A 24,095-nucleotide genomic window follows, 5' to 3' on the forward strand; every position below is an offset into this window, starting at 1 on the left:
AGTTTTTCACTTTGTACCGCACTGCCGTTAATGTTATTCTTCGGCTTTTATTTTTTGTTTGCAAAGACTCCTGAAAAGAAAATTTTCACAAATTATCTCCGCTCCCGACAGATTATGGGTATAGCTATGTTGCTGCTTTCAGCAAACTATTCGGTACATTTCTTCTTTGGTATCCGATTCAAAAATGCGGATTCTGCCATATTGATGAACATGTCCACATACTTTCTGTGCTATTCTCTGTTCAGTTCGGCATTGATAATGTTGCTTGATCGTTTTTACATTACCAAACGGCGTGTGTGGACACATATCATTTTATGGATTATATTTTCAACTCTTTCCGGAGTTGTGTTGTTCCTGTTGCCAAGCGGAATCATGCAAAAATTCTCTTTATTTGCTTTAGCTGCCTGGTTAGTCGTTTTTGGAGTCGTTTTAGCTCGCAGAGTCATAATTGCATATCGTAGAGCCATTCGGATTTTCAATGAAACTCAGGCGGATGATATAGGCGCATATATCGAATGGCTTTCCATATTCACTTATTGGGCACTTATCTTCGGTGTCGGATGCGGATTGCTGACATTTCTGCCAGACGAATATGTTTTTATCTGGATTTTGTCGTCAATACCGTTCTACAGCTATCTTTTCTACAGCTATCAGAACTACCTGCTGTTCTATGAACAGGTAGAAAATGCGTTTGAGCAGGATATACAATCTGAAGAAGAACTTCTGACAAATTCGGAAACTGAACATGAAATAGTTTCTGAGAAAGAAGTTCCTAGGTCCTATACAGAATTTATAGAGAGGGTTGACAACTGGATAAAGACAGACGGCTATGTCCAGCAGGGACTTACCATAAAAGAACTGTCCGAAATACTTTATACGAACCGTACCTATCTTTCCGCTTATATCAAGACTACGTATAAAATGACATTCCGCGAATGGATAACCAGTCTCCGGTTGGAGTATGCGAAAAACATACTGAAGGAGCATCCAGAAATCAATATACAGAAGCTGGCTGAGTCTTCTGGTTTTCTTTCCCAAAGTAACTTTATCAAATTATTTTCCGAGAAAGAAGGATGTACGCCTGCCAAATGGAAAAAATCAAATCAGGTATAATTTGTGTAGTAAAAAACATCGGAAAAGGTCACAGAAACCCATTTCCAAAAAGTGCTCAAACGACAAAAAAGTGCTAATTCGACAATTCAAAAAGTGCTAATTCGACAAAAAGATGCTCAAACGACATTATTTATAAAATTTTACAGCAAAAGTTTTTCTAATCTTTTGGGCATAGAATGACATTTATTATCTTTGGAGAGGACAAAGATAATAAATGCAAGTTTATATGAGCAGAAAAATCACTTTTCTTACCTTGTTTCTGTGGCTGATGACGGTAACTTTTCCTGTCATTGCGCAGCAGAAAACAGACACAACCTACACCTTCCGCTTCGTTCCGCAGAAGGACATGTTCTACGTTCCTTGGAATGGCAATGACACTGAACTTGCCCGCCTATTGGAATGTATCGAAAACAGTAAAGCAACAATTTTTAACGGCAAGTTGCCGCTACTGGTTGACGGCTACTGCAATTCGCTGGGCGGTGAAGCCGAGAACCTTGCCACGGCGAAGATCCGTGCCAATCGAGTAAAATCAGAACTGATTACACGCGCGAAAATCAAGGAAGAAAACTTCATTACCCACAATCATGCGACAGGGGGTGATTTTGTAATCGTGCGCCTAACGGTACCCGCAAAGGAAACAGCCGCGATGGAAGCGGAAGCGCGACGCAGGGCAGAAGCAGAACGCTTAGAAACCGAGACGCGTGCCGAACAGGAACGGCGTGCCGAAGAGCAGCGCAAGGCGGAAGAAGCCCGACTTGCCGCTGAAAAGGCAGAAGCCGAGAAAGATGCTCTACAAAATGCACTTGCCGGCACGCTGTCGGATACTAAAATCACAAATGATTATCATCTCTTCCTGCGTGCCAACCTATTGCGCTGGGCTACCCTGACACCCGATTTAGGACTTGAATGGCGCATCTGTCCGTCGTGTGGCATTGCCGTAAACGGCTCATGGACTTCTTGGACGTGGAGCGACAAGGACCGCCGCTATGCACTCTGGGAAGTGACTCCGGAAGTGCGTTACTATATGGGTGAGAAGAAAGCCTGGTATCTCGGTCTTATGTTCAAGGCCGGACAGTTCAACTACAAGATCTCCGAAACAGGCAAGCAAGGCGACCTGATGGGTGGCGGCATCACCACCGGCTATCAGCTACGGCTGAACAAGGCACTGACTCTTGATTTCAACCTCGGCTTGGGCTACCTGAATGCCGATTTCGAAAAATATGAAGTCATCGATGGTGTGCGCGTGCGCTGTGGCAACGAGACAAAAAATTGGTGTGGCCCCATCAACGCCGGTGTGACATTGGTATGGAAGTTATTCTAATACGGAGGAATAGAGTATGAAAGCAAGACAATATATATATATGATGGGAATGGCAGCCGCCGTGCTGCTCTCTTCCTGCGTGAAGGACACGCTTTATGACACGCCGCATCCCGACTATGGGAAAATTGCGGTGACAGCCGACTGGTCGGCCTGCGGTGAGGGTATCAACATACCTGCCACGTGGACGGTCACCATGGGCGACTATACGGGTACGGAGACTTCCGCCACCCATGCCCCCGACCATCTGTTTGCTCCGGGCAGCTACACCCTTGCGGTGTGGAACCCAGCTGAAGGAATCACGGTAAATGGTACCACCGCCACCATTGCCGCAGCCACGGGAAACCGGGCAGGCACGGATGCCTTTGTGAACAATGCCCCGGGATGGTTCTTCACCTATACGAAACAGGTGAGCATCGAGAAAGACAAGGACTATCCGCTGACCGCTGCAATGAAGCAGCAAGTACGCGAACTGACGCTTGTCGTCAAACCGACGGGTGATGCCGCCAGACGCATCACGGAGATTGTTGCCCATCTGACGGGTGCAGCCAGAACACTCGATTTCGCTACCGATACCTACGGAGCCGCTTCAAATGTCGTGCTGCCCTTCACCAAGATAACCGAAGGTGACGATGCCGGCAAGTGGAAAGCCACGGTGCGGTTGCTGGGTGTGACCGGCACGGAACAACTGTTGACGGCTGAAATCCGCTATGCGGACGGCAACCCGAGCCCCACCACGCTGAAAAGCGACCTCACAGAAGCTCTCAAGGAGTTCAACACAAGAAAGGGCAAATCGCTGACCCTCGGCGGAACGCTGGTTGAGACACCCGAAGGCATGGAAGTGGACGGAGCCGAAATCAACGGCTGGGAAGAAGTGAAAGGTGATGATGTAAATGCTGATTTGTAAATAATAAAATTATAGATATAATGAAGACAAGATTTTTTACACTTGCAGCGCTCGCCCTCGCACTGGTAGCCTGCAACAACGACAACGAGAACTTGAACGGTGACCCCGTGGCCGCCCAGTTTACCGCCAACATCGCCCCCGCCACCCGCGCCAGCGGAACCACCTGGACTGCCGGCGACCGTATCGGCATCACCGACATCGGCAACGATTCCCAGTACGGCAACGTGCCTTTCATCCTGAAAAACGGGAAATTTGAGGCAGAAGGAAAGGTTATCTATATCGAAGATGCAAAGACCCATACTTTCCGCGCCTACTATCCGTATAACGCGGCGGGAGGCATCCTCACAGCCACGACCGATGCCACGGCGCAGCAAAACCAGCCTGCCATCGACTTCCTCTTTGCTTCAGGAGCCACGGGAGACAAAAACAACCCGGTAGTAAGCTTCACCGACAAAACCGCCAAAGGCGGTGAAGACAACTCCTTCCACCACCGCATGAGCCAGATAACCCTTACCTTCGAGGCGGGCGACGGCGTGAATTTCAGCGTGGTCAAGCCTGAACGTTACACGCTGGACGGATTGTTACTCACCGGTACGTTCAACACGGCCGACGGTATTGCCACCGCAGACAACGGGGCACAGACCGGAGAACTGACCATGAATCTGGCAGACGGCAATCTCACGTCATCGGTCATCCTCTTCCCGCAGACAGTTGCATCCCTGCCGTTGGTTGTGAATTACAAAGGTCAGGAATATCATGCCACACTCACCATGCCCGAAGGCGCACTGCAGGCGGGCAACAACTATACCTATACCGTCAAGGTACGCAACAAAGTCCTTGAAGTCAGCGAAGCCACCATTGCAAAGTGGAACGATATAAACGGCGGAGAAGTGGATGCTGGCCTGTAAGATATTAATAATTAATTGATTAGAATGAAGAATTATGAGGCATAGATTATTTATCCCCGCAGCCACCGCGTTGCTGTTCGCCCTCGCCGCCTGCACACAGGACGAACTGGCTGACGATAGCCGTCTGTCCGAAGGTGAATACCCCGTAGTCATCCATGCCACCGGACTGTCCGTGGAGGCAACGCCGCAGGCAGCCCCTTCCACCCGTGCCGCTGTGGACGGCGACTGGCAGGGCGTCACTTCCGTGGCACTCAAGATGGGCGATGCGGTAAAGGAATACACCGTAACAGCTTCTACCGATTTCAAGAGTGCCACGCTTTCACGCGAGAACGACCCGTACTACTGGACCAGCCGCAACCCGATTACCGTATCGGCATGGTGGCCCTTCAACAATGCCGACATCACACAGATGCCTGCCGTGAAGGTGGCAGAAGACCAAAGCAAACTGGCTGACTTCCAGAACAGCGACTTCATCTCTGCTGAGAACCGGAAGGTGGAATTTAACAACCCGACTCTTGAATTTACCCACCGCACGGCACGCGTGACAATCGAACTGAAGCCCGGCACGGGATTCACGAGCGTCGCTGGTGCCATGGTGAGCCTCGTGAGCCTGTCCGCCGATAACGGCAACCCGACTGCCATCAAGACCTACAACGCAAGCGGCAACACCTACGAGGCACTAACCGCCCCGCAGACCATTGCGGCAGGCAAACCGTTCATCAAGGTGAAACTCGGCGGCGGCACCTTCTACTTCCGTCCGCAGAACAACGTCGTATTAGAGGCGGGCACCCGCTATAAATATACCGTCAAGGTGAACGCCACCGGCCTGACGTTAGAGGGTTGCACCATCGGCAACTGGGTTGACGGTGGCGGCGAGAGCGGCGCAGCTGAGGATTTGGGCTACATCTACGACAGCAACACCAATACCTACACGGTCTATAACGCCGACGGCCTGATGAATGTAGCCGAATTAGTGAACGGAGGTAAGGCCGACATAAACATTACCCTCGACAAAAACATTGACCTCACAGGCAAAGACTGGACGCCGATAGGCACAGACTACGACAACGCATACACCGGCACCTTCGACGGCGGCGGCCATACCATCACGGGGCTGACCGTTACGACAAATGACCAATATGCGGGTCTGTTCGGCTATCTCGGTAATTTCGGTAAATTCGGTACGGTGAAGAATGTGGTGATGGATGGCATACAGATAACATGCAATCACAGGTTGGGTTATGCCGGCGGCGTGGCAGGATATAGCCGGGGCACCATTGAAAACTGCTCGGTGTCGGGCAGCGTCAGCGGCACGGTGAGCGTCGGCGGTGTGGTGGGTGCTCAAAGGGACGGTTCCATCACCGGATGCAGTTCCTCTGCCACAGTGAAGGGAACGCTCAATGTCGGCGGCGTGGCAGGTCAGACGATTTTTGGTGCCACCTTGACCGCTTGCTATGCCACAGGCAACGTGATCATAGAAATAGACCGCACACAGAATATCTCTGGCGGCGGTCTGGTAGGATTCAACGACGGAATAAGCCTCCTTTCCTGCTATGCCACGGGCAACGTAACCAGTACGGGTAGTAGCACTGGCTATGTACATATCGGCGGCTTTTTGGGAGATAACTACATTACCGTGACCGCCTGCTATTGGAAGAACAATCATGAACAAGATATCGGCTACAATAGGGAAAGCACCAAAGTCACGAAGGTGGACGGCACCAGCGTAACCTGGCAGAACGCCGTTGATGCCATGAACACCGCCTTGCAGAACGCAGGCTCAGAGTGGCGTTACGAACTTAAAGGAGCATTGCCTACCTTGAGGAAGCAGTAAACCGTCGGGCGGAAAAGTTACGCCCGCAACGGAAAAAACCAGAGTAATAAAATAACAGATATTATGAGGATAAGATTTTTTGCACTTGCAGCGCTCGCCCTCTCACTCGCCGCCTGCACACAGGACGAGGCGGGCTTCCTACCAGAAGGGGCGGAAGGCACACCCATCGTCTTCACCGCCACGGGGCTGAATCCCGTCGCGACAGCCACCGTCGGCACCCGTGCCCCAGCGGACGGCAATTGGGAGGGTGTGCAGAGCGTGGCAGTCCTGATGGACGGCACGGTGAAGACGTACAACGTGACGCCCTCCACCGCTGACCCCACCAGCGCCACGCTGACCTCCACCGACCCGTACTACTGGACCAACCACAACGACATCACCGTTACAGCGTGGTGGCCCTACACAGCTGGCGAGACAACCCCACCTGCGGTAAAGGTAAAAGCCAACCAAAGTACCCAGAAAGACTTTGAGGGCAGCGACCTCATCGTAGCCGACGGGCAGACGGTGACCTACGGTAGCCCCACGCTTCGCTTCACCCACCGCACGGCGCGAGTGACCATCGTTCTGACGGACTACACCGAGGGGCTGGCATCCGTGCGACTGACGGGCCTCTCCACCGAAGGCGACAACCCTGCCGAAATCACCCCGTATGACAAGGGCAGCAACACCTACACCGCCATCGTAGCCCCGCAAAGTGTGGCAGCTGGCACGGCATTCATTACCTGCACCTTCACTAACGGCAAGACCTTCGTTTATAAGATGAAGAATGCTACCGACTGGCAGGCGGGCGGTGAATATACCTACACCGTCTCCCTCGCTGCGGCAAAAGACCTGGGCTATACCATAGAGAGCAACGGTAGCTACACCGTGACCTCCGCCGATGGCCTGATGAATATAGCCAAATTAGTGAACGGAGGTAAGAGCGACATTAACATTACCCTCGACACAGACATTGACCTCACAGGCAAAGACTGGACACCGATAGGCACAGACTACGACAACTCATACAAAGGCACCTTCGACGGTGGCGGCCATACCATTATGGGGCTGACCTTTACGACAAATGACGAATATGCGGGTCTGTTCGGCTGGCTCAATAGAGCTGGTACGGTGAAGAACGTGGTGATGGAGGGCGTACAGATAACAAGCAATCAAATATATGGCGGCAGTATTGGCGGCGTGGTAGGATCTGGCTGGGGCACCATTGAAAACTGCTCGGTGTCGGGCAGCGTCAGCGGCACGGTGTATGTCGGCGGTGTGGTGGGTGTTCAAATAGGCGGTTCCATCACCGGATGCAGTTCCTCTGCCACAGTGAAGGGTATGGTCGATGTCGGCGGCGTGGCAGGTCAGACGAATTCGAGTGCCACCCTGACCGCTTGCTATGCCACGGGCAACGTGACCTTAGAAATAGCCCCCAAAAAGAATATCGCTGGCGGCGGTCTGGTGGGAATGAACGCAGGAAGCAGCCTCCTTGCCTGCTATGCCACGGGCAACGTAACCAGTACGGGTAGTAGCACTGGCTATGTACATATCGGCGGCTTTTTGGGAGATAACTACACCACCGTGACCGCCTGCTACTGGAAGAACAATCATGAACAAGGTATCGGCTACAAAAAGGCAGGCACCGTCACCGAAGTCACGAAGGTGGACGGCACTGGCGTTACCTGGCAGAAAGCCGTCGATGCCATGAACACCGCTTTGCAGAACGCAGGCTCAGAGTGGCGTTACGAACTTAAAGGAGCATTGCCTACCTTGAGGAAGCAGTAAGCCGTTGCGGGCGGAAAAGTTCCGTCCGCAACGAACATTAACCGAAGTATAACCCCAATAAAAAAGGAGGACGTGATGGAACACACGGAGAATCCACCAATGAGAGTGGTTGTGTCTGCAAATTTTTGTCAGGCACAAACTAAATTCGTACATTCAATTGATAGTAAATTGGATGATTCTTAGAGTAGTATTAATCAATAATTAAAAGTAAAAACTATGAACGAACAGAATTTGCCCGAGAATACTAAAAAAGAAGTAAAGGAAACTGCTGTTCCTGTGGTTTCAAATGACTCTCAAGAAATTAATAATGATTCTCCTCCTAAGTTAAAGGAGAATACCGGCTCCAAAGGAAAGACAAATTCCAATGAAGCCTCCAAGTCCGGCAGTAAAGGCGATTCCCAATCCAGCATACAGGACAATGGTGGAGCAAGCCTTGCGAGTGAGCCATTCATCGACTTGCTATACAATCAGATAGAAAGCGTAATCGGAGGTGAAAATCCGAATCAGTTTCTTTGTCTGACCCTGCCAGGGCAAGCACTCACGGCCAAGGACTTTGCCTACGACTACAAAAACAATGCGGAAAAAGGGCCGATGGTGGAAGCCAACGAATCGCGTTTAGCCAACAAGCTCTTCGATCCCTGTCGCGTTACAGGCGGTGATAACGGCATGACATTGCCATATCAGTACCGTTCGGCTCTGGATACATTAACTCCTAAATTGAACGAAAAAATCGCAAAAGCGAAAAATCAACTGCGCGAGCTGCTGCTGACCCAATATCCTTATGATTTTGGTGACGAAAATACGAAAAGCTATACGCTTCAGGAGGTATTTTATCGCCTATATGATGACTATGTGGCTGCAGAAAGAGCATGGTCTGAAAAACAAAACAAGAAAAAAGAAGCTTTAAGAAAAATCTATCCTGATACTTCAGAGGAAAACAATATTCATTACAACAATGAATACTTGCAATGGTATGAAGCAGTTGCAAGAGGAGAATCTTTGGAATTGAACGAAAAGCGGGCAAAAGTGTTATCCGTCTTCTCCCCCAACGATATGGACATCCTCAATGGAGTTCTTGACAGCGGTTCAGGCGCGGAGCTGGAGCAGGCCAGAGAGATTTTGGAAAACATTCAGAGGCTGACTCCAGACGGAGGCATTGTCTATCCCGTAAAATTCAACCCCACAAACTGGTTTGAACTGCTGAACACATCCTTCATCCCGTCCGACTTACTTGATTCCCCGGAGTCATTGGCTATGAGATTGCGTAATCTGTCTGCACGCAGGATTACCCTTTCCTCACAAATCTCCAATCTGACCAATCTGATTGATGAAGAAGACAGGAGTAAAGAACTGGAAAAAAACAAAAATGACGCCGAAAATGCAAGGGACGCTTTGAATAAAGCTCAAAATGAATTGATCAGCACTTACGGTGAAGGTGTCAAGACTGTCATTGATACCGCATTTACCATTGCACCGATATTCAGTGGAGGAGTACCTAGTAGTATCATCAGCAGACTGGCAAGCGGATTAAAATTTGATAAAAATGACCAAAGTGTAGACAGTTTGGTCGATAAAATTACAGCCATACTGTCAAAAAACCAAAAACTTCAAAACGATTATATAACTAAATCGCAACAGTTATCCAATGTCTTACTGGAAGAGGCGATAAATAAAAACCTCCTGCAACTCAAGCAACTGCTTCCACCAATTCAAGAACAGCTGGAGAGGATTAATACTGAAATCCAGGAAATCTTGGAGAAAATGAAAGTTGCCCAAACGGTAAATTCAGGCAAAGAGACTGAAAGCGTACAGACACCGATTGTTCCTGAAGGATTCACGCAGGTACTAATCGACGTAGCCGCCTCACAGATAGACAAGGAAAGCAACAGCCACTCGTCTGCTTCAAACAGCCCATACGGTGCCAGTTTATGGTTCGCAGGTTACTCAGGGAAGAAAGAAACGAATTCTTCGACCTTTGCAGAGCTATGCCACTCTCAAAATACGTCTGTTCGGGTCGGAATGAATGTGGCAAAAGTGGGCATCGAGAGAGAATGGTTTAATCCTGGGATTTTTGTCTTGACCAAGGATATGTTTAACGTGTCCACCTCACGTGTGTCTCCAATAAAAGATTACAGTGAAATTACAGAAGAAAGGCTTTCAGACATGAGCCGCAGCCATATCCTACCCTGTTATCCTGTGGCCATGCTCGTCGCCAAAGACATTTCCATCCAAGTGGCTACTAGCGACCAGCTCTCGAATACCTTCTCGGCTACCATGGAAGAGCATGTCTCACATGGCGGCGGCTTCCTGCTTTTCAGCGGTGCAAAAAGTAGCAGTTCTTCATTCGGTTCTTCTGGCATCCACACCAGCTCCACGGACAAGAGTTTCAACATCAAGATTACCACTCCTCAGATTATCGGTTACTATCTGCAAGCGACACCAGCAGACAAGAGTACCATCATGGACGAGATATCCGATGATGAAATGGCAGCAGGATTTGTAACTATATCTAAGTTTGTGGAAGACTACAAGAAACTTCTCCAGGCTATGAACAAGAATAATACAGAACAACAGAATTAGTATTAACCATTAAAAATGAAATATAATGTGTTTTGGGAATAAATTAAACCAGAATAGACCTGAACATTGTATAACTCCATTTCCAACCCACAATAATTTCTGTGGAGGGTTCGCTTTGAATGCGGTCTTGGTGGATCTGGGAAGTGGCACGTGTCCCATAGAGGTTTATATGCGGATACAGGACTATCAGAATAAAGAGATTATTAAACCGTATCCGAATTCTTCGGCAAGCATATACTTGCTGGGCAATAAATCAAGCGGCACTCTTATGTCTTTGCCATCGGGGATATGCGCTGCATTTAAAGATTATGTAACAGATAGAACCGTTACGGTATGTTATAACTCAAATTTTGAAAGAGGTTTTTTAAATAATTTGATATCTGAAGAAATAAGCAGAATAACAGGTGAAAGGCTGGGTATGAAAATTCAAGCTTTAGATGTCCTTTACCATGAAACAACCTGGAAGTATATATTGGTCTTGGTAAATAATAAACATTGGATTGCTGTAAAGCATGTAAAAAAAGATAGATTCGTTTGTTATGACCCAGATGAAGGTAAAGATTCAGATGGTTCCACGATGGGAGAAGCCATTGAAAATTTAAGAAAAGAATATAAAATCAGTGGCTTGTACATCTGTATCTAAAAAAACAATTTAATAGAAATAGTACAATGGCGGTCATTATTGCATGACCGCCATTGTAGCAACATATGCTCCCAAGGCATAAATAAGGTTCATAATAAAGTCGTTCACAGACCTGTGACGCGAATGTACAATCTGCGCCATGTTCTTCAACATATTGTTTATGGTTTCGATAATGTATCTCTTGCGCAGCATCATTCTTAACATTATGGCACGAAGAAGGCAATAAAATTGGTTGATTGGTTATCGAGATAATAATAGTAATCGCCTAACTTTAAGTGCAAACTTAATGTTAGGCAGTAACTCGTCTATCTCATGTATAGTTCTGCGCAATTATCATTCCAACACCTCCTGCAACCACAAAGATACCAAACGTGAAGAAAAACCAGAAGAACCACTGGGCATAGTGACCGAGATAACAACCATCATATTCCTTGTAGCGTTCACGGACTTTTTTCCGTTCATCAGCAAACATTGAATTGACCTCACGGATATGCGTCTGCATCTGTGCGGTCATCCATTGGCGTTCTTTGGCAAACAGTTCTTGGATTTTCTGCCAGTCAGCATCATTGACATTTACAGACACCTTTAATTTTGTGGGAGCATTTTCCAAGACTTTGTCTATGTGCTGATTGATGGTATCAACCTTTTTGCTGATAGTAGTCACAGCACCACCTAATTTGGATTCTGCACGCTGATACTGCTGAATGGCAGATTCCAGTTCAAGTGCGGCATTGATAAAGGTATTTGTAGCCTTATCAATGTCCTCACTTAACTGCTTCAACTCAGAAACACGGTTTACAAGTCCATCCTCGGCTTGCTGTTCCTCAACCTCGTTTTCGACATCATTCATCATGTTGTCGAAGTCGGATCTTTCTTCTGTGTCTATGTTTATCTTGCTTTTTCTGATTGCCATATTATCATTGATTTATCGGTGGAAACTTCTGCTGCGTGGTTTAGGCTTGCACATGGCATGAGCCATCTGTGCGCAACGGTGGGCAAACTTCCAGTCATCTTCATCGTCTTTCTTACCCCAACCAGAAGAAGGAGCAGAACCGCCACCGCCACATGACTCAGACATGGAAGTGGCTGCGTCAATGTACCCTGCAAACAACAGTATCGCTACATGAGCGACATTATCTGTTGTCGCTATATCATTATCCTCTGGAATCTGAACCTCATTAGTAAAGACATCTTTGACAGAGTTCGGAATCCAAATCTTCTTGACCTCATCGCCAGTATTGATGTGGAATGCCGTTTGTGCAATTTGAGCTTGCGCCTTTGATTGTGATGCTGTTGGAGTCTGAACGACAGGACGAGCTGGGCGAGGCGCAGGGGCAACGGATGGAGAAGCTGGCTTTGTCTTGACTTGCGTTGGTGTTGGGTGCAGTTTCTTCCATGTGTCTTCAATCTTTGATGCCATAAACTTTCTGCCAATCTCTGAAGCCTTGAACACGGAAGCATTCTTGCCGACAGTGTAGCCGACAAGTTTCCGCTGCTTGTCGTAACGAGGTTTGACCTCATAGCCTTTCATGCGCAACAGATTGAAGTATCTGTTAATGTTGAACTGTTGCATATCTTTGAGGGTGTTTTCGCAATCCTCCGCAAGTTCCACTTTCCGCATATCCCGAATTTCCTGCGGTTGTTCCCACCCATGCCGCATATTGATGATTTCCGCAGCCTTCATTGCCCGAAGATGAATATCATGCACATCGTTGGTGTTACCCTCCATATCCACACGACAGCAGTCAATGTGAAGGTGCAGCGTTCCTGACTTGGAGTCAGAGTGCAGTCCACCCACATTCATAGAATTGGTGAAATTGGTCTTTATCTCATTGGAGAAACCATTGGGCGTAAGTCCAACAGAATCCAAAACTCCCAATGCTTCGTCTTGGAGGTTTGCCCAATCTTCCATAGTGAAGTTGGCAGATTCCTCCTTTGATGGGGAAAGTACAAAAGTGGTCATGAACCTTTCCAACTTTCTGCCCACCGTCCTTTCCGCCTGATGATACTGACAATGATGCTTCATCATGTACCAGATGGCGGTAGGGTCAAGACCATCTGGAATGTTGTTCACCTTGACCGTCTTTGCATTCTCCTTTTCCAATGCGTACCTTACGGAATTGCCTCCATACGATACTACCTTTGCGAGCATAATCATGATTGTTCCTTTGATTTGGTCTGTACGTTTGTTGCGATATTCTCTTCAATGCTATACCAATGTTGGATAAGTCCTGCTACGGCATCAATCCACCAACGCATGAACTTCTCATTCTTGAAGAACCGAGTCTTTTCCTCAGCCGTTTTCTTGGATAGCACGTTGCTAATTTTTATCAAATCCGTCCTTGCGATGGCGAGAGAGTTTAGAGCGTCCACCTCTTCCTTGGTGAGCCTCATGCGTGGACGGTGCTTCAAACCAGTCTCAACGACATAGCGGCTCAGACTTATTCCACACTCCTTGGCAAGTGCCTGAAGCTGCTTTAACTCTTCTTTCGTACATCGGTAGGTATGGACTTCCGTAGGCGGTTTCCTTTTGATTTTCTTCTTTCTCATTTGTCTTTGTCTCTGATTAAAATGGGATGATTACAAGCACCTTGCAAAGGTGGTCACGACTGCGAGCCTGCGAGTAGTCCGAGAAACTTTTAGGAATACAGAAAGACGGACACGGCTTCTGTATTACAAAAGGATTTCTCGAAAAGTACCTATAAAATGACGGCACTTTTAACAGCGTCCGTCCCCAAGGCTGCTTAAACGTATAACAGTTTGGCGGTAGCCTCTGGCGGTCAATCGTCCTTTGGGATGATTTGTCGGTATAGTGGCTCATTAGCCTCTGAATGCCTATTGATTGCCGTTATGGGAGTCGTTAGGCTTGTAACCATTGGCATTAGAACCGTTAGACTGTTGTGTTTGTCCTCTTGCCAGATGCTGTGGATATGTGTTGTGTTTTCCCTCATTCTGTTTGGCATCTGCTTCTTGCAGGGAAGAAGGATTGCCAACAGACTGTCTGGAGTAATTTTGTTGTGGGGTAATTCCACCAGTAACAGCATCGGAAAGATTGCCATTCGTTCCGACCTTACTCACGCTTCTGTTGTCATTAGATGAAGTCGAATTTAGGGAAGAAGAAATATCTGCCGTAGAAGAATTGCCCTTGTTGTCAGTATCGGATATTCCATTGGCAGTATGCCCATCTTCCTTGTCCGACTTTGTATCATCCTCCGTTGTCGTAACAATTACTCTTGCTTGTGGAACTTCCGTGTGGATGATTGCAGAGCCATCCTCTTTGCGCTTCAATGAAAAGCCGTTCTTGACAAATCTTCCGTCCACATACCAACCAGAGAGGGAATGCAGGGTAATGATGCGGTTGTCTCCGACTTTTTGTGAAGAGGAAATGCCCACAGCCTCCATAGCCTGTAACAGTTTGGGTACGGTCTTGCGGTCTTTATCCCAGAGTTTGGCAAGTTGGGTGTTGTCAACCAGACATTGCCCACACAAGATTTCCACTTGTTGGGTTTTGCTGATAGAAACAAGTGTTGTTTCACGTTCAGCAAGAGAGGCAAGAGACATGAAGCATTCCATGCGGTCAATCTTGTACTTCTTGCAGCGAAGATACTCCATCTGTACATCGGACAGCGTGAAGCAGTAATGTATCTTTTGTTTATCCATGTTTTGTGAATTTTGAATATTATAACCATAACTGGCAAGACTGTTCTTCTCGGCAAAGAGAAAATCATCTGTGCCGTCCTCTCCTTGGGGAAATGTCCTCTGCGATAACATAGAGCTCGCCTTGCAACCTGTCATTAGAATGGCTGCTTAATCGTGAAATGCACTCAATGCAAATAGACTGGGCAAGAAGTTTTCTTCTGCCGACAGTTGCTTCATCATTGATGCCCTTGTTGGCTCCGCATTGCTCGGCAAGTCCGTTGAAAGCATCACGCATCCGAAAGTAGCCGTTGCCAGTATTGATGTAGCTCACGGCAAGGTCAGCGACATTTGCCAACTTGCTTCTGTACTCCTCTTGGGAAATATCGTCCTTCATCATCGCCATGTCTATTTACAAAGTTCACTCATGTGCTTGGTCGCTGCAGCCTTGGTCTCAGCCTCGGACATACTGCGGTTCTGGCGCATCCAGTTCAAGAGTTCGGACTTTTCAAAGTATATAATCTTGCCGTTGGGACGGAAGAACGGAAGTTCATGCTTGTGTGTCATCTTGTAGAGACTGCTCTTTGATATGCCCATGAATAAGGCAGCTTCCTCCAGTGTCAATACTTGCTTGGCATCACGGAGAAGGTTCTCCATTATGCCAATGCGGTGCTCATGTGACTCTACCTTCAAAAGAAGAGTCTCGGTGTCGATAGTTTTGTTCATTATCCTGTAATTTAATTGTTTGTGATTTATTGTACTGCTTGTTTTGGAAGTGTAGTCCCCTAAGGCAGAGAGAAATCCCTGCCCGAAATATGGGGACTACAAAAGTGAAATTAACTGGTTGTTATCCTGAAAAGTTCTGTTTACTTGTTATCCTGTAAAAAAGTTATTCTGCGTGGATGGGTGTTGGTGGCTGCTGTCCGCTTTGTCCTCGGTATTTGCTTGTTCTCCTCACGTTGTTTGCGACTTCGAAAGGCTTTCTTCGTGTTGTCAACAGCCTTGACCTTTTCATTCGTCAGCACATCTGCATAGATGGCGGTGGATTTGAGCGACTTGTGTCCCATCAGTTTCTTGGTAGTCTCAATGTTACCAGTAACCGCCTGTACCAAAATTCCGAATGTATGTCGGGAGCAGTGAAAAGAGATATTCTTCTCAATGCCCACCTTTTTGGCTATCCTTTTAAGGGCTGCATCCACATTAGCCTTAGCAGGAAGGTGAAACACAAAATCATCATCGCCTTTGGGTGGCATCCATGACAAGGCGGTATTGCCGATTGGTACGGCATTGAGAGCCTTGGTTTTCTTTTGGACGATTACAAGCGTGTTCGTTTCCTTGTTTCTCTTGATGTCGCTCCACCGCAGAGCCTTGATGTCGCTGATGCGAAGTCCTGTAAGACAGGCGAAACCGAAAGCCTTTTGTGTCTCTGCAACCCCTGGGCTTCTCTCATCTGAAGCCATGAACCTTTTGAGTTCATCGGGAGTGAGATACTGCTTGTGTGATGTCTTTGGCTTTGGGAAACAGTCTGACTTCTCCAACTGGTAGAAAGGGTTAGCCTTCAACTTACCGAACTTGACAGCCTTGTTGAATACCGCCACTATGCGCTGTTGAACATTGTGAAGGGAACCTTCACACAAAGGTTTGGCTTCAACTCGTACATACTTCTGTGGTACATAGTCGTTCTTCAACCAAAGGAAGAAAGCCTTGAACCATGCCTTATCGAACTTCCTCAGAGTGATGTGAGGTCTGCGCTTGTTGGCAAGGAACTCGCTCATTAGGTATTTCAGATACTTTGACTGGTCAACAATAGCCTTGGAATAGTCTGTGTTGTCGCTCATCCAGTCGATGTAAGTCTGGATCCAGTCCAAGACTTCTGGAGACTCGTCATTGGGGATTTCCTTCACAATCATCAAGTGACCTACCTCTGGGATGGTCTCTGGATGAAGAATACGCTCTGCCCTTATCTGGTGAGCACGTTGCAATGTTTCTTCGTTCCTTGCTTTGGTCTCTGCATCAACCTCCGGCAACAAATAGAGGGAAAGAAATTCAAACTTGCGCTTGCCACCATCGTAGATGTCAAGATACAAGCTTATGTTGTCGTTGGCAAGTGCCTTTTGTCTGATAGTTATTGTCATGTCTCTATATGTTTTGTTGTCAATGATTTATGTGAACATACCGTCAATGAGGTTAATGGCTTCCTCCTTCTTCTTATCCACGATTTTAGCATAGATTTCCGTGGTCTGAATGTTGGAATGTCCCATCAGCTTGCTTGTGGTAAAAAGGTCTGCACCAAGAGTGAGCATCATCGTTCCGAACGTGTGCCGTGAGCTATGGAACGAGATATGCTTCTCTATCCCTGCCGCTTCCGCCCATTTGCGGAGAGCTCTGCCTATAACGGTCTGTGTGGTTGGTATATCAAAGAAAGGAATATCATTTCCTCTTGGCTTTGGCAACCACCGCTTAGCCTCTTCCGAGAGAGGTATTATAACTGGCTTCTCCGTCTTTTGCATTTCCATGTCTATGTATTCGCCCTTTCCGTCAGCGGTCTTGAAGATGTGCATCGGAGCAAGACGGTACATGTCGCTTAATCGCAATCCAGTAAAACAGGCGAAGATGAAAGCCTCCTTGACCTCTGGGCGGTAACTGTCCGTAGCCATGAGGGTACGAAGTTCCTCAATGGTCAGATACTCTTTCTTGCCATCCTTGGGTTGAATGCGCTCACGTGCATCCAGTTCTTTCATAGGGTTGTTGCGGATAATGCCTTGTCGCACAGCGTTGTTGAGAGCAGTGGAGAACATTCCGAGGTATCGGCTTGCCGTATTCTCGCTGATAGGTCTTGGCTCGCCATACTTGATATGGGAATTTGGGAAGTTTCGCAAAAACTTCACATATCCACGGCAGAACTCCGCATTGACCTCTTCAAGCGAAATGAAGCCTTTGTTAGTCTCGTCAAGATACTTCTCCACAGTGTGCATCATTTCCACACGGCAATGGAGCGTTGACTTCTTGATGCCGACACCACCTTCACAATACTTCTTTATCCATGTGGTAAGAAGCATCGAGCCTTGTTTTACTGTCTCCCAGTCTTGTATGCCATGACCATGCAGGGCTTTGATGCGCTCTGCCTTGATGCGTTCTGCAACCGCCATAGTCTGCTTGTTCTGTTCCTTGCAGACAGGGTTGATTTCGGGGACGAGGTAGAGTTTGAGGTATTCATACTTCCTCACTCCCTTATAGTAGATGTCAAGATAGATACTCTTGTTGCCATCTGCGAGCGACTTCAACCGAATTTTAATCGGTTCTTTCAGCTTTACTTGTTTCTTTGGTCTTGCCATGATGTATGAAGTGTTATTTTGTTTTTGTATTCTGCTACATTGGAGGGTCTTTCTCCCTCTTGTTGAAAGTTCATGTCAGATATGGTTTCCTATGCTGACATTTGCTTTTCTTTCTCTTCCCTTACTTCGGAAAACTGATGTAAAGATAAGAAAACAAACCGAGAAACGAGAAACAAAACGGAAACAAGAAACAGTCTTTTATGTCTTTTTAAGAGTGAGTTTAGCAAACATCGGAAAATTCAAATTATCGCTTAAAGCATTGATACTTAGCGCATTTACTTTTATTTGCTTTCTTGTCTTTTCAAACGTATTTTGTAGGACTAAGATATTCCATACATCTTTTCTTTTATCAATTCATATAAATCTCGTTATCGGGAGCAAAGTAAGAAGGGAAGTACGAAATCTATTTGCGTAGTTGATATTATTTTTTATTTTTGTAGAAATAATCTATAACATCTATATATAGAACCTAATGAAGAAGATATTAATTATCGGCGCCAACGGATTCACCGGACGCCAGATTTTAAATGATTTATCTGCTTGTAAACAATACAAGCTGACGGGCTGCTCCCTGCATCCGGATATTCTTCCCAATAACGCGGAGGATTATCGTTTCATCGAAACAGATATACGGAATGAAGCGGACGTTAGGCATCTCTTCAAAGAGGTTCAACCCGATGTAGTCATTAATTGCTCCGCTCTGTCCGTGCCGGACTATTGCGAAACGCATCATGAAGAAGCCTATCTTACCAATGTTACCGCAGTAGGCCAACTGGCCGATTTATGCGAAGAATACAAAAGCCGGTTCATTCATTTATCTACGGACTTTGTTTTTGATGGAAAGATAAACGAAACTGCCGGGCTGTTATATACAGAAAAAGACCTCCCTGCCCCGGTCAACTACTACGGATATACCAAATGGAAAGGAGAAGAGAGAGTGGCAGAAACTTGCAGCAGTTATGCCATTGTCCGTGTAGAAATCGTTTATGGCAAGGCACTGCCGGGACAACACGGTAATATTGTACAGCTAGTAATGAACCGTTTGAAAGCCGGACAAGAAATACGTGTCGTATCCGATCAATGGCGGACACCAACCTATGTTGGAGACGTTTCGGATGGAGTGCTACGTTTAATAGAACATACGGCGAATGGCATCTTCCACACCTGTGGCGATGAATGCATGACCATTGCAGAGATTGCCTATCAGGTAGCAGATTATATGAAACTCGACCGTTCTCTTATCCATCCTGCCACCACAGAAGAAATGAATGAAAGCACTCCCCGTCCCCGCTTCAGTGGGATGAGTATTGATAAAGCCCGGACAATGCTCGGATACAGGCCCCAAAAGTTAAAAGAGATTCTTGCGAACTGGGATAAATTATAAGGGAAAGAGCACATAACCAACTTTTTACAACCATCTATCTCGTTCCGGATATTCCTTTCTCTTTATTTATTGCATATTTATTTTGAAAATATGCAATAAATAACTATCTTTGCACCAAATTCAAAAAAGACCAATGATGAATCAAACATTACAATTACATAACGCTACTCTTTTTCTTGCAGGAATACCAATTTTCTGTAAGTCTTGTTGCGTGCATGTGCATTGGTTCAGTGGATTCATCTAAATTTCCCTACTATTTCTTTACAGGAACTACCTGCTGACTTGTTTTGTTAGTCACAGCAGTATTCTTTTCTGATTTTCAAGCAGATGTAACATCTTCTTTGAAAATTCCTTTGTGTGTTGTCAATCATCAGTTTAACCTAACCCAAAATATATACAATTATGTTCTCTATTATATCTACCATGTTTTTAGGAATCGGCATCGGCTATGTATTGCGTAACTGGAGTATTCTGCAGAAGACAGAAAAGACAATTTCTCTTACAATATTCCTGTTGCTCTTTATTCTCGGTGTATCTATCGGTTCTAATAGTCTGATTGTGAACAATCTTGGTAAGTTCGGATGGCAAGCTATCGTTCTTGCTGTGTCCGGTGTATTGGGAAGCCTGATTGCTGCCCGTTTGGTACTACAATTATTTTTCAGGAAAGGAGGCGAACAATGAAAGGAAGTCTGATCGTTATAGTATTCTTTTGTGTAGGCTGTATCATGGGAGCTTTCAATAAGTTCGAGTTCGATACGCACACAGTTTCCATGTACATACTTTATGCATTAATGCTACAAGTAGGAATCAGCATCGGTTCCAATAAGAACCTGAAAGCCATTGTTTCACATTTGCACCCTAAAATGTTGCTGATTCCATTGGGAACAATTATCGGTACGCTGTTATTCTCCGCCCTGGCAAGTTTGCTATTGCGTCAATGGAGCATGTTCGACTGTATGGCAGTGGGAAGTGGATTTGCCTACTATTCACTCTCTTCCATCCTTATCACCCAGTTCAAAGAACCCTCCATCGGACTGCAACTGGCTACGGAACTGGGAACCATTGCCCTACTGACTAATATTTTCCGTGAGATGATGGCACTTCTTGGTACTCCAATCATCAAGAAGTACTTCGGGAAACTCGCTCCTATTTCAGCAGCAGGAGTCAACTCGATGGATGTACTGCTGCCTTCCATCACCAGATATTCAGGAAAAGAAATGATTCCCATCGCCATCCTGCACGGCATTCTGATTGACATCAGCGTTCCCGTTTTCGTTTCTTTCTTCTGTAATCTTTAACCCTGTCCGGGAATAATAACCTTATTTATTAATGCCCGGAAACAGCCAATACAAACTTGATATCAGCATAGGAGACAGCGTCTCCTAATGCTACCTTTATAGCGAATATTCCCATGTATTCATGTTCATCCAAATACTTGCGAATCTTCGCTATATTTTCAGCTTTCACCACCTGCTCCACTTTGATCTTTCCCGAACGGACATAATGCTCCAAATGTCCGGCAATGGTTCCGGATACCAAATCACGAGCCTTGGCTATTTCATCTATATTCATTCCCTGACGGAACATTTCATAGCTAACCAACTTCGTATCTTTCTTCGCCTCCTTCTTTTTCTCCTTCTCCGCCTCTTTCTCCTGTTTCTCTGCCTCTTTCTGCAGCTTCGTCTTTCGTTGCCTTACTGTATCATCGCTATTACCGGAGGAGATTAACATATCCGTTATCTCCGGCCTCTCCAATTGATTCTCCGCCATATACTTGCGGATAATACCCAGAATCTCAAGCCCGTATCTCTCTACTCCTTTCGCTCCAAAATAAGGTATCGCCTCCAAAGCTCTTGGACTATCCGGTAGCAGATTCACAATTCCCATCAATGCTTTCTGTTGCATAATCACATAAGCAGGAACATTCATCTCCCTTGTTTTGGCTGTTCTCCATTCAGACAGGGCACGATAAAGCTCCGGATGCAGAATATCCGTAGGAACTTCCACCTTTACCTTTTCAGCACTGCGTGTACGCTCTTTCCGTTCCTTACGTTCTTTCTTCTCCTTCAAAGCCTTCGAAGAACCGGAGGACGTAGAATCATCTTCAAGGCTCAACATTACTTTAGCCTTCAACTTCAAATAATCCGTAATAGCAAACCTCCCTCTTGTAGACACAGCTTCCAACAGAGACTCCTTAATCCACAACGCACCATCCAGCGCCTGCATACGCTCTGCCAACAGCTTTCTCAACTCTTTATTATCAAGAGGCATATTAGTCTTATCATACAAAGCCCGAACCGGTTCCAACTCCTTATGAAAATATCCGGCACCGGAACGAATCCGTTCCTGCAACTCCTCATTCACCGCATAATCCTCACTCTCATGTATCAACCGGGTATACTGATTGCGGAAACGTTGAGACACCTCCACAATCTTCTCTTTAACATGGGGAGCCAACGCCTTATATTCAGCCAACTGCTTCGGAAAGAGCTTATACAAATCCTCATCCATAAGACGAAGCAACCGTTTATAAGCCTGATCGATCGAATAGAAATTAAACAAATCACTCAACAAATCAAAGAAATACGCCTTTTGCATATCATTCAACTGCTGGCTGCCCGGCTTATTCTGCTCCACCGCTTTGGTGAAATTATCCACCGTAGCATCACTTATTATGGCTTCCCTGCGCAAAGGAGACTCCAACACCATACCCTCCAGCGTCTTGCAACGACTCAAAGCCACGTAAGTTTGTCCATGTGCAAAGGAATTCCGTGCATCAATAATAGCACGTTCAAACGTCAAACCCTGACTCTTATGTATCGTAATAGCCCACGCCAAACGAATAGGATACTGGCGGAACGTCCCCTCTATCACTTCAGTGATCTCCTTCGTCTCCTCATTCAACACATACTTATAATTCCCCCACTCTTCCGACAACAACTGAAATTCGGATCTATCCCCTTTACCACGCACCACAATACCCGTTTCATTAACCGCTACCACCTCACCAATCATACCGTTATAATACCGTTTCTCGGACGATGGATCATTCTTCAGGAACATTATCTGTGCTCCCTCCTTAATTGTCAGAAGTTTATCCGCAGGATACGAATATTCAGGAAAATCCCCCTCTATCTCGGCACTAAAATGATACGCCTTGCCGGGCAACGATGCCAGTTCGCAATCATTAACCCTCTGTGCCTGATTATTATGTGTCGTCAGACGAATATATCCCTCTTCTTTCTGCGGCTGAAAGCCGGGCTGATAACGACGGTTCAGTTCATTCAACACTTCATCATCCGCCTTATTCTCCCGAATTTTATTTAATAAAGAAAGGAAGAACGTATCACTCTGACGATATACTTTCTTGAGTTCAATCGTCATATATGCCGTTTCTTTCAATGCATGACTTGCAAAGAAATAAGGAGTCTCATAATGCTTTCTCAACAACTCCCACTCATTGTCTTTCACGACAGGCGCCAGCTGTTGCAAATCTCCAATCATCAACAGTTGCACCCCACCAAAAGGTTTCTCCCTATCGCGATACCTCCGCAGAGTTGCATCCACCGCATCCAACAAATCAGCACGCACCATACTGATCTCATCAATAACCAGCAAATCCATACTACGGATGATATTCCGCTTTTCTTTACTATAACGATAATGTGTCTGGGAAGAATTAAAGGTTGTTTCGGGCACAAAAGGAGCAAAAGACAACTGAAAGAAAGAATGAATCGTTACGCCTCCCGCATTGATAGCTGCAATCCCTGTCGGAGCCAATATGACCATGCGTTTGGGCGTATGTTCTTTCAATCGTCTAAGAAATGTCGTTTTCCCGGTTCCAGCTTTTCCGGTAAGAAATAAATGGGTGCCTGTATTTTCAATGAACTGCCAAGCAAGCTGCAGTTCCGGATTATTTTCCATGCTTTTCCAATTTTCGGTAAAGTTACTGAATATTCTTTTTCTTTCGTCTTGATACGAAAGAAAAAGAACCAAAAAGAAAGAATCAAGGCTGCGTTTTTCCGGCTACTCCGGTGCTTCCTCCGGCTAAAGGGCAGAAACTCGCTACGCTCAAACAGTCTGCCCTTTTTAACGCCGGAGAAACCACCTGCGCTTGACGCCGGAAAAACGAGGCCGGAAGACCTGCGGGTGGAAGCCTTACAATGTGGGAAGCTTTATTATTAAAAAACTCACCATATAAAAAGAGGACATAGAATAAAAGGCTAATAGAATGATAACCGATGTAGCCTATGTAGTATAAAGAGACTTATGAAAGGTTTATACCCCTTATAAAAAAGCTTTGCTATATAAAAATCGCAGACGTTATACGACTCAATATAGCAAAGCAGAACAATATATAATAAAACTATTAACGATATAACAGCGACTCACCAAAGCAATATCAGACATATCGCACAGCTTCCCCACAAACCTACCCTAGAACATTCAAGCAGCAACACCCACCCCACCAGGTTCCCCGGCCTACTTTTTTCTCCATCAGGCGAGCGCCCGTAACGGAGCGTTAAGAAGGGCAGACTGTTTGAGCGTAGCGAGTTTCTGCCCTTTAGCGAAGTGAAGGAAGCGAGTAGGAGAAAAAAGTCAGCCTTGAATTTTTCTTTGCTTCTTTCTTTTGTTTCAAGACAAAAGAAAGATGATTAATTACTTCATGG

20 protein-coding genes and 1 pseudogene are annotated in these 24,095 nt (G+C 46.2%); 11 read left to right on the forward strand and 10 right to left on the reverse strand.

Annotation, left to right across the window (positions count from 1 at the left end; all coding sequences use genetic code 11):
• Positions 1 to 30 precede the first annotated feature (30 nt).
• From BSCG_RS03230 to BSCG_RS03195, 8 genes are all read left to right on the forward strand, one after another.
• The gene (locus BSCG_RS03230) at positions 31 to 1,113 is read left to right on the forward strand and encodes a helix-turn-helix domain-containing protein (protein ID WP_008777276.1); all 1,083 of its coding nucleotides are present in this window, start codon (positions 31 to 33) and stop codon (positions 1,111 to 1,113) included.
• Positions 1,114 to 1,339: 226 nt separating this feature from the next.
• On the forward strand, positions 1,340 to 2,434 hold the full coding sequence (locus BSCG_RS03225) for a DUF3575 domain-containing protein (RefSeq protein WP_032849803.1): 1,095 nt from the start codon (positions 1,340 to 1,342) through the stop codon (positions 2,432 to 2,434).
• Positions 2,435 to 2,450: 16 nt separating this feature from the next.
• The gene (locus BSCG_RS03220; RefSeq protein ID WP_008777278.1) at positions 2,451 to 3,338 is read left to right on the forward strand and encodes a FimB/Mfa2 family fimbrial subunit; all 888 of its coding nucleotides are present in this window, start codon (positions 2,451 to 2,453) and stop codon (positions 3,336 to 3,338) included.
• A 20-nt stretch (positions 3,339 to 3,358) separates the two neighbouring features.
• Positions 3,359 to 4,246: a fimbrillin family protein gene (locus BSCG_RS03215; RefSeq protein ID WP_008777279.1), complete on the forward strand. Its 888-nt coding sequence runs from the start codon at positions 3,359 to 3,361 to the stop codon at positions 4,244 to 4,246.
• A 34-nt stretch (positions 4,247 to 4,280) separates the two neighbouring features.
• Entirely contained in the window at positions 4,281 to 6,080 is a 1,800-nt protein-coding gene (locus tag BSCG_RS03210) for a fimbrillin family protein (protein ID WP_032849795.1), read from the forward strand.
• Positions 6,081 to 6,143: 63 nt separating this feature from the next.
• On the forward strand, positions 6,144 to 7,847 hold the full coding sequence (locus tag BSCG_RS03205) for a fimbrillin family protein (protein WP_008777281.1): 1,704 nt from the start codon (positions 6,144 to 6,146) through the stop codon (positions 7,845 to 7,847).
• Between the two features lie 216 nt (positions 7,848 to 8,063).
• A complete protein-coding gene (locus BSCG_RS03200) occupies positions 8,064 to 10,427 on the forward strand; it encodes a hypothetical protein (protein ID WP_008777282.1) in 2,364 nt (787 codons plus the stop codon).
• A gap of 25 nt (positions 10,428 to 10,452) precedes the next feature.
• Positions 10,453 to 11,070: a hypothetical protein gene (locus tag BSCG_RS03195; protein WP_008777283.1), complete on the forward strand. Its 618-nt coding sequence runs from the start codon at positions 10,453 to 10,455 to the stop codon at positions 11,068 to 11,070.
• A 36-nt stretch (positions 11,071 to 11,106) separates the two neighbouring features.
• Here the strand turns inward: BSCG_RS03195 and BSCG_RS29115 are convergent.
• The 9 genes and pseudogenes from BSCG_RS29115 to BSCG_RS03155 form a co-directional block, all read right to left on the reverse strand.
• Positions 11,107 to 11,268 (reverse strand): annotated as a pseudogene (locus BSCG_RS29115) (transposase); the annotation flags it as partial.
• A 112-nt stretch (positions 11,269 to 11,380) separates the two neighbouring features.
• Positions 11,381 to 11,983, reverse strand: a complete 603-nt coding sequence (locus BSCG_RS03190; RefSeq protein WP_008777285.1) for a hypothetical protein — start codon at positions 11,981 to 11,983, stop codon at positions 11,381 to 11,383.
• Between the two features lie 12 nt (positions 11,984 to 11,995).
• Positions 11,996 to 13,222 carry a relaxase/mobilization nuclease domain-containing protein gene (locus BSCG_RS03185; protein ID WP_241762174.1) on the reverse strand — a complete coding sequence of 409 codons (1,227 nt, stop codon included), beginning with the start codon at positions 13,220 to 13,222 and terminating at the stop codon, positions 11,996 to 11,998.
• 2 nt (positions 13,223 to 13,224) lie between these two features.
• Entirely contained in the window at positions 13,225 to 13,620 is a 396-nt protein-coding gene (locus tag BSCG_RS03180; RefSeq protein ID WP_008777287.1) for a plasmid mobilization protein, read from the reverse strand.
• A gap of 285 nt (positions 13,621 to 13,905) precedes the next feature.
• Positions 13,906 to 14,730, reverse strand: a complete 825-nt coding sequence (locus tag BSCG_RS03175) for a hypothetical protein (RefSeq protein WP_008777288.1) — start codon at positions 14,728 to 14,730, stop codon at positions 13,906 to 13,908.
• A 64-nt stretch (positions 14,731 to 14,794) separates the two neighbouring features.
• On the reverse strand, positions 14,795 to 15,106 hold the full coding sequence (locus tag BSCG_RS03170) for a hypothetical protein (protein WP_241762175.1): 312 nt from the start codon (positions 15,104 to 15,106) through the stop codon (positions 14,795 to 14,797).
• Between the two features lie 8 nt (positions 15,107 to 15,114).
• On the reverse strand, positions 15,115 to 15,432 hold the full coding sequence (locus BSCG_RS03165; RefSeq protein WP_004302115.1) for a helix-turn-helix domain-containing protein: 318 nt from the start codon (positions 15,430 to 15,432) through the stop codon (positions 15,115 to 15,117).
• Between the two features lie 140 nt (positions 15,433 to 15,572).
• Positions 15,573 to 16,841 (reverse strand): site-specific integrase, encoded by a 1,269-nt coding sequence (locus BSCG_RS03160; protein WP_008777291.1) that lies wholly within the window; start codon positions 16,839 to 16,841, stop codon positions 15,573 to 15,575.
• Between the two features lie 27 nt (positions 16,842 to 16,868).
• Positions 16,869 to 18,041 (reverse strand): site-specific integrase, encoded by a 1,173-nt coding sequence (locus BSCG_RS03155; protein WP_008777292.1) that lies wholly within the window; start codon positions 18,039 to 18,041, stop codon positions 16,869 to 16,871.
• Between the two features lie 472 nt (positions 18,042 to 18,513).
• Here BSCG_RS03155 and BSCG_RS03150 point away from each other — a divergent pair, with 472 nt between their 5' ends.
• The 3 genes from BSCG_RS03150 to BSCG_RS03140 all read left to right on the forward strand — a co-directional run bounded on the left by BSCG_RS03150 (position 18,514) and on the right by BSCG_RS03140 (position 20,723).
• A complete protein-coding gene (locus BSCG_RS03150) occupies positions 18,514 to 19,425 on the forward strand; it encodes an SDR family oxidoreductase (protein ID WP_008777293.1) in 912 nt (303 codons plus the stop codon).
• 402 nt (positions 19,426 to 19,827) lie between these two features.
• Positions 19,828 to 20,106 (forward strand): LysO family transporter, encoded by a 279-nt coding sequence (locus BSCG_RS03145; protein WP_004303461.1) that lies wholly within the window; start codon positions 19,828 to 19,830, stop codon positions 20,104 to 20,106.
• Positions 20,103 to 20,723, forward strand: a complete 621-nt coding sequence (locus BSCG_RS03140; protein ID WP_008777294.1) for a lysine exporter LysO family protein — start codon at positions 20,103 to 20,105, stop codon at positions 20,721 to 20,723. Before BSCG_RS03145 ends, BSCG_RS03140 begins: the two co-directional genes overlap by 4 nt.
• A gap of 28 nt (positions 20,724 to 20,751) precedes the next feature.
• Here BSCG_RS03140 and BSCG_RS03135 read toward each other — a convergent pair whose 3' ends face one another.
• Positions 20,752 to 23,349, reverse strand: coding sequence for a helix-turn-helix domain-containing protein (locus BSCG_RS03135; RefSeq protein WP_008777295.1), 2,598 nt, complete (start codon positions 23,347 to 23,349; stop codon positions 20,752 to 20,754).
• Between the last annotated feature and the right edge of the window lie 746 nt (positions 23,350 to 24,095).

This window comes from Bacteroides sp. 2_2_4, assembly GCF_000157055.1.
GTDB classification, from domain to species: Bacteria; Bacteroidota; Bacteroidia; order Bacteroidales; family Bacteroidaceae; genus Bacteroides; species Bacteroides ovatus.

Excerpts from the sequence above, each read along its gene's own strand:
- BSCG_RS03230 (WP_008777276.1), top strand. The coding sequence starts at position 31 with ATGTTATTCTTCGGCTTTTATTTTTTGTTTGCAAAGACTCCTGAAAAG.
- BSCG_RS03225 (WP_032849803.1), top strand. The coding sequence starts at position 1,340 with ATGAGCAGAAAAATCACTTTTCTTACCTTGTTTCTGTGGCTGATGACG.
- BSCG_RS03220 (WP_008777278.1), top strand. The coding sequence starts at position 2,451 with ATGAAAGCAAGACAATATATATATATGATGGGAATGGCAGCCGCCGTG.
- BSCG_RS03215 (WP_008777279.1), top strand. The coding sequence starts at position 3,359 with ATGAAGACAAGATTTTTTACACTTGCAGCGCTCGCCCTCGCACTGGTA.
- BSCG_RS03210 (WP_032849795.1), top strand. The coding sequence starts at position 4,281 with ATGAGGCATAGATTATTTATCCCCGCAGCCACCGCGTTGCTGTTCGCC.
- BSCG_RS03205 (WP_008777281.1), top strand. The coding sequence starts at position 6,144 with ATGAGGATAAGATTTTTTGCACTTGCAGCGCTCGCCCTCTCACTCGCC.
- BSCG_RS03200 (WP_008777282.1), top strand. The coding sequence starts at position 8,064 with ATGAACGAACAGAATTTGCCCGAGAATACTAAAAAAGAAGTAAAGGAA.
- BSCG_RS03195 (WP_008777283.1), top strand. The coding sequence starts at position 10,453 with ATGTGTTTTGGGAATAAATTAAACCAGAATAGACCTGAACATTGTATA.
- BSCG_RS03190 (WP_008777285.1), bottom strand. The coding sequence starts at position 11,983 with ATGGCAATCAGAAAAAGCAAGATAAACATAGACACAGAAGAAAGATCC.
- BSCG_RS03185 (WP_241762174.1), bottom strand. The coding sequence starts at position 13,222 with ATGCTCGCAAAGGTAGTATCGTATGGAGGCAATTCCGTAAGGTACGCA.
- BSCG_RS03180 (WP_008777287.1), bottom strand. The coding sequence starts at position 13,620 with ATGAGAAAGAAGAAAATCAAAAGGAAACCGCCTACGGAAGTCCATACC.
- BSCG_RS03175 (WP_008777288.1), bottom strand. The coding sequence starts at position 14,730 with ATGGATAAACAAAAGATACATTACTGCTTCACGCTGTCCGATGTACAG.
- BSCG_RS03170 (WP_241762175.1), bottom strand. The coding sequence starts at position 15,106 with ATGATGAAGGACGATATTTCCCAAGAGGAGTACAGAAGCAAGTTGGCA.
- BSCG_RS03165 (WP_004302115.1), bottom strand. The coding sequence starts at position 15,432 with ATGAACAAAACTATCGACACCGAGACTCTTCTTTTGAAGGTAGAGTCA.
- BSCG_RS03160 (WP_008777291.1), bottom strand. The coding sequence starts at position 16,841 with ATGACAATAACTATCAGACAAAAGGCACTTGCCAACGACAACATAAGC.
- BSCG_RS03155 (WP_008777292.1), bottom strand. The coding sequence starts at position 18,041 with ATGGCAAGACCAAAGAAACAAGTAAAGCTGAAAGAACCGATTAAAATT.
- BSCG_RS03150 (WP_008777293.1), top strand. The coding sequence starts at position 18,514 with ATGAAGAAGATATTAATTATCGGCGCCAACGGATTCACCGGACGCCAG.
- BSCG_RS03145 (WP_004303461.1), top strand. The coding sequence starts at position 19,828 with ATGTTCTCTATTATATCTACCATGTTTTTAGGAATCGGCATCGGCTAT.
- BSCG_RS03140 (WP_008777294.1), top strand. The coding sequence starts at position 20,103 with ATGAAAGGAAGTCTGATCGTTATAGTATTCTTTTGTGTAGGCTGTATC.
- BSCG_RS03135 (WP_008777295.1), bottom strand. The coding sequence starts at position 23,349 with ATGGAAAATAATCCGGAACTGCAGCTTGCTTGGCAGTTCATTGAAAAT.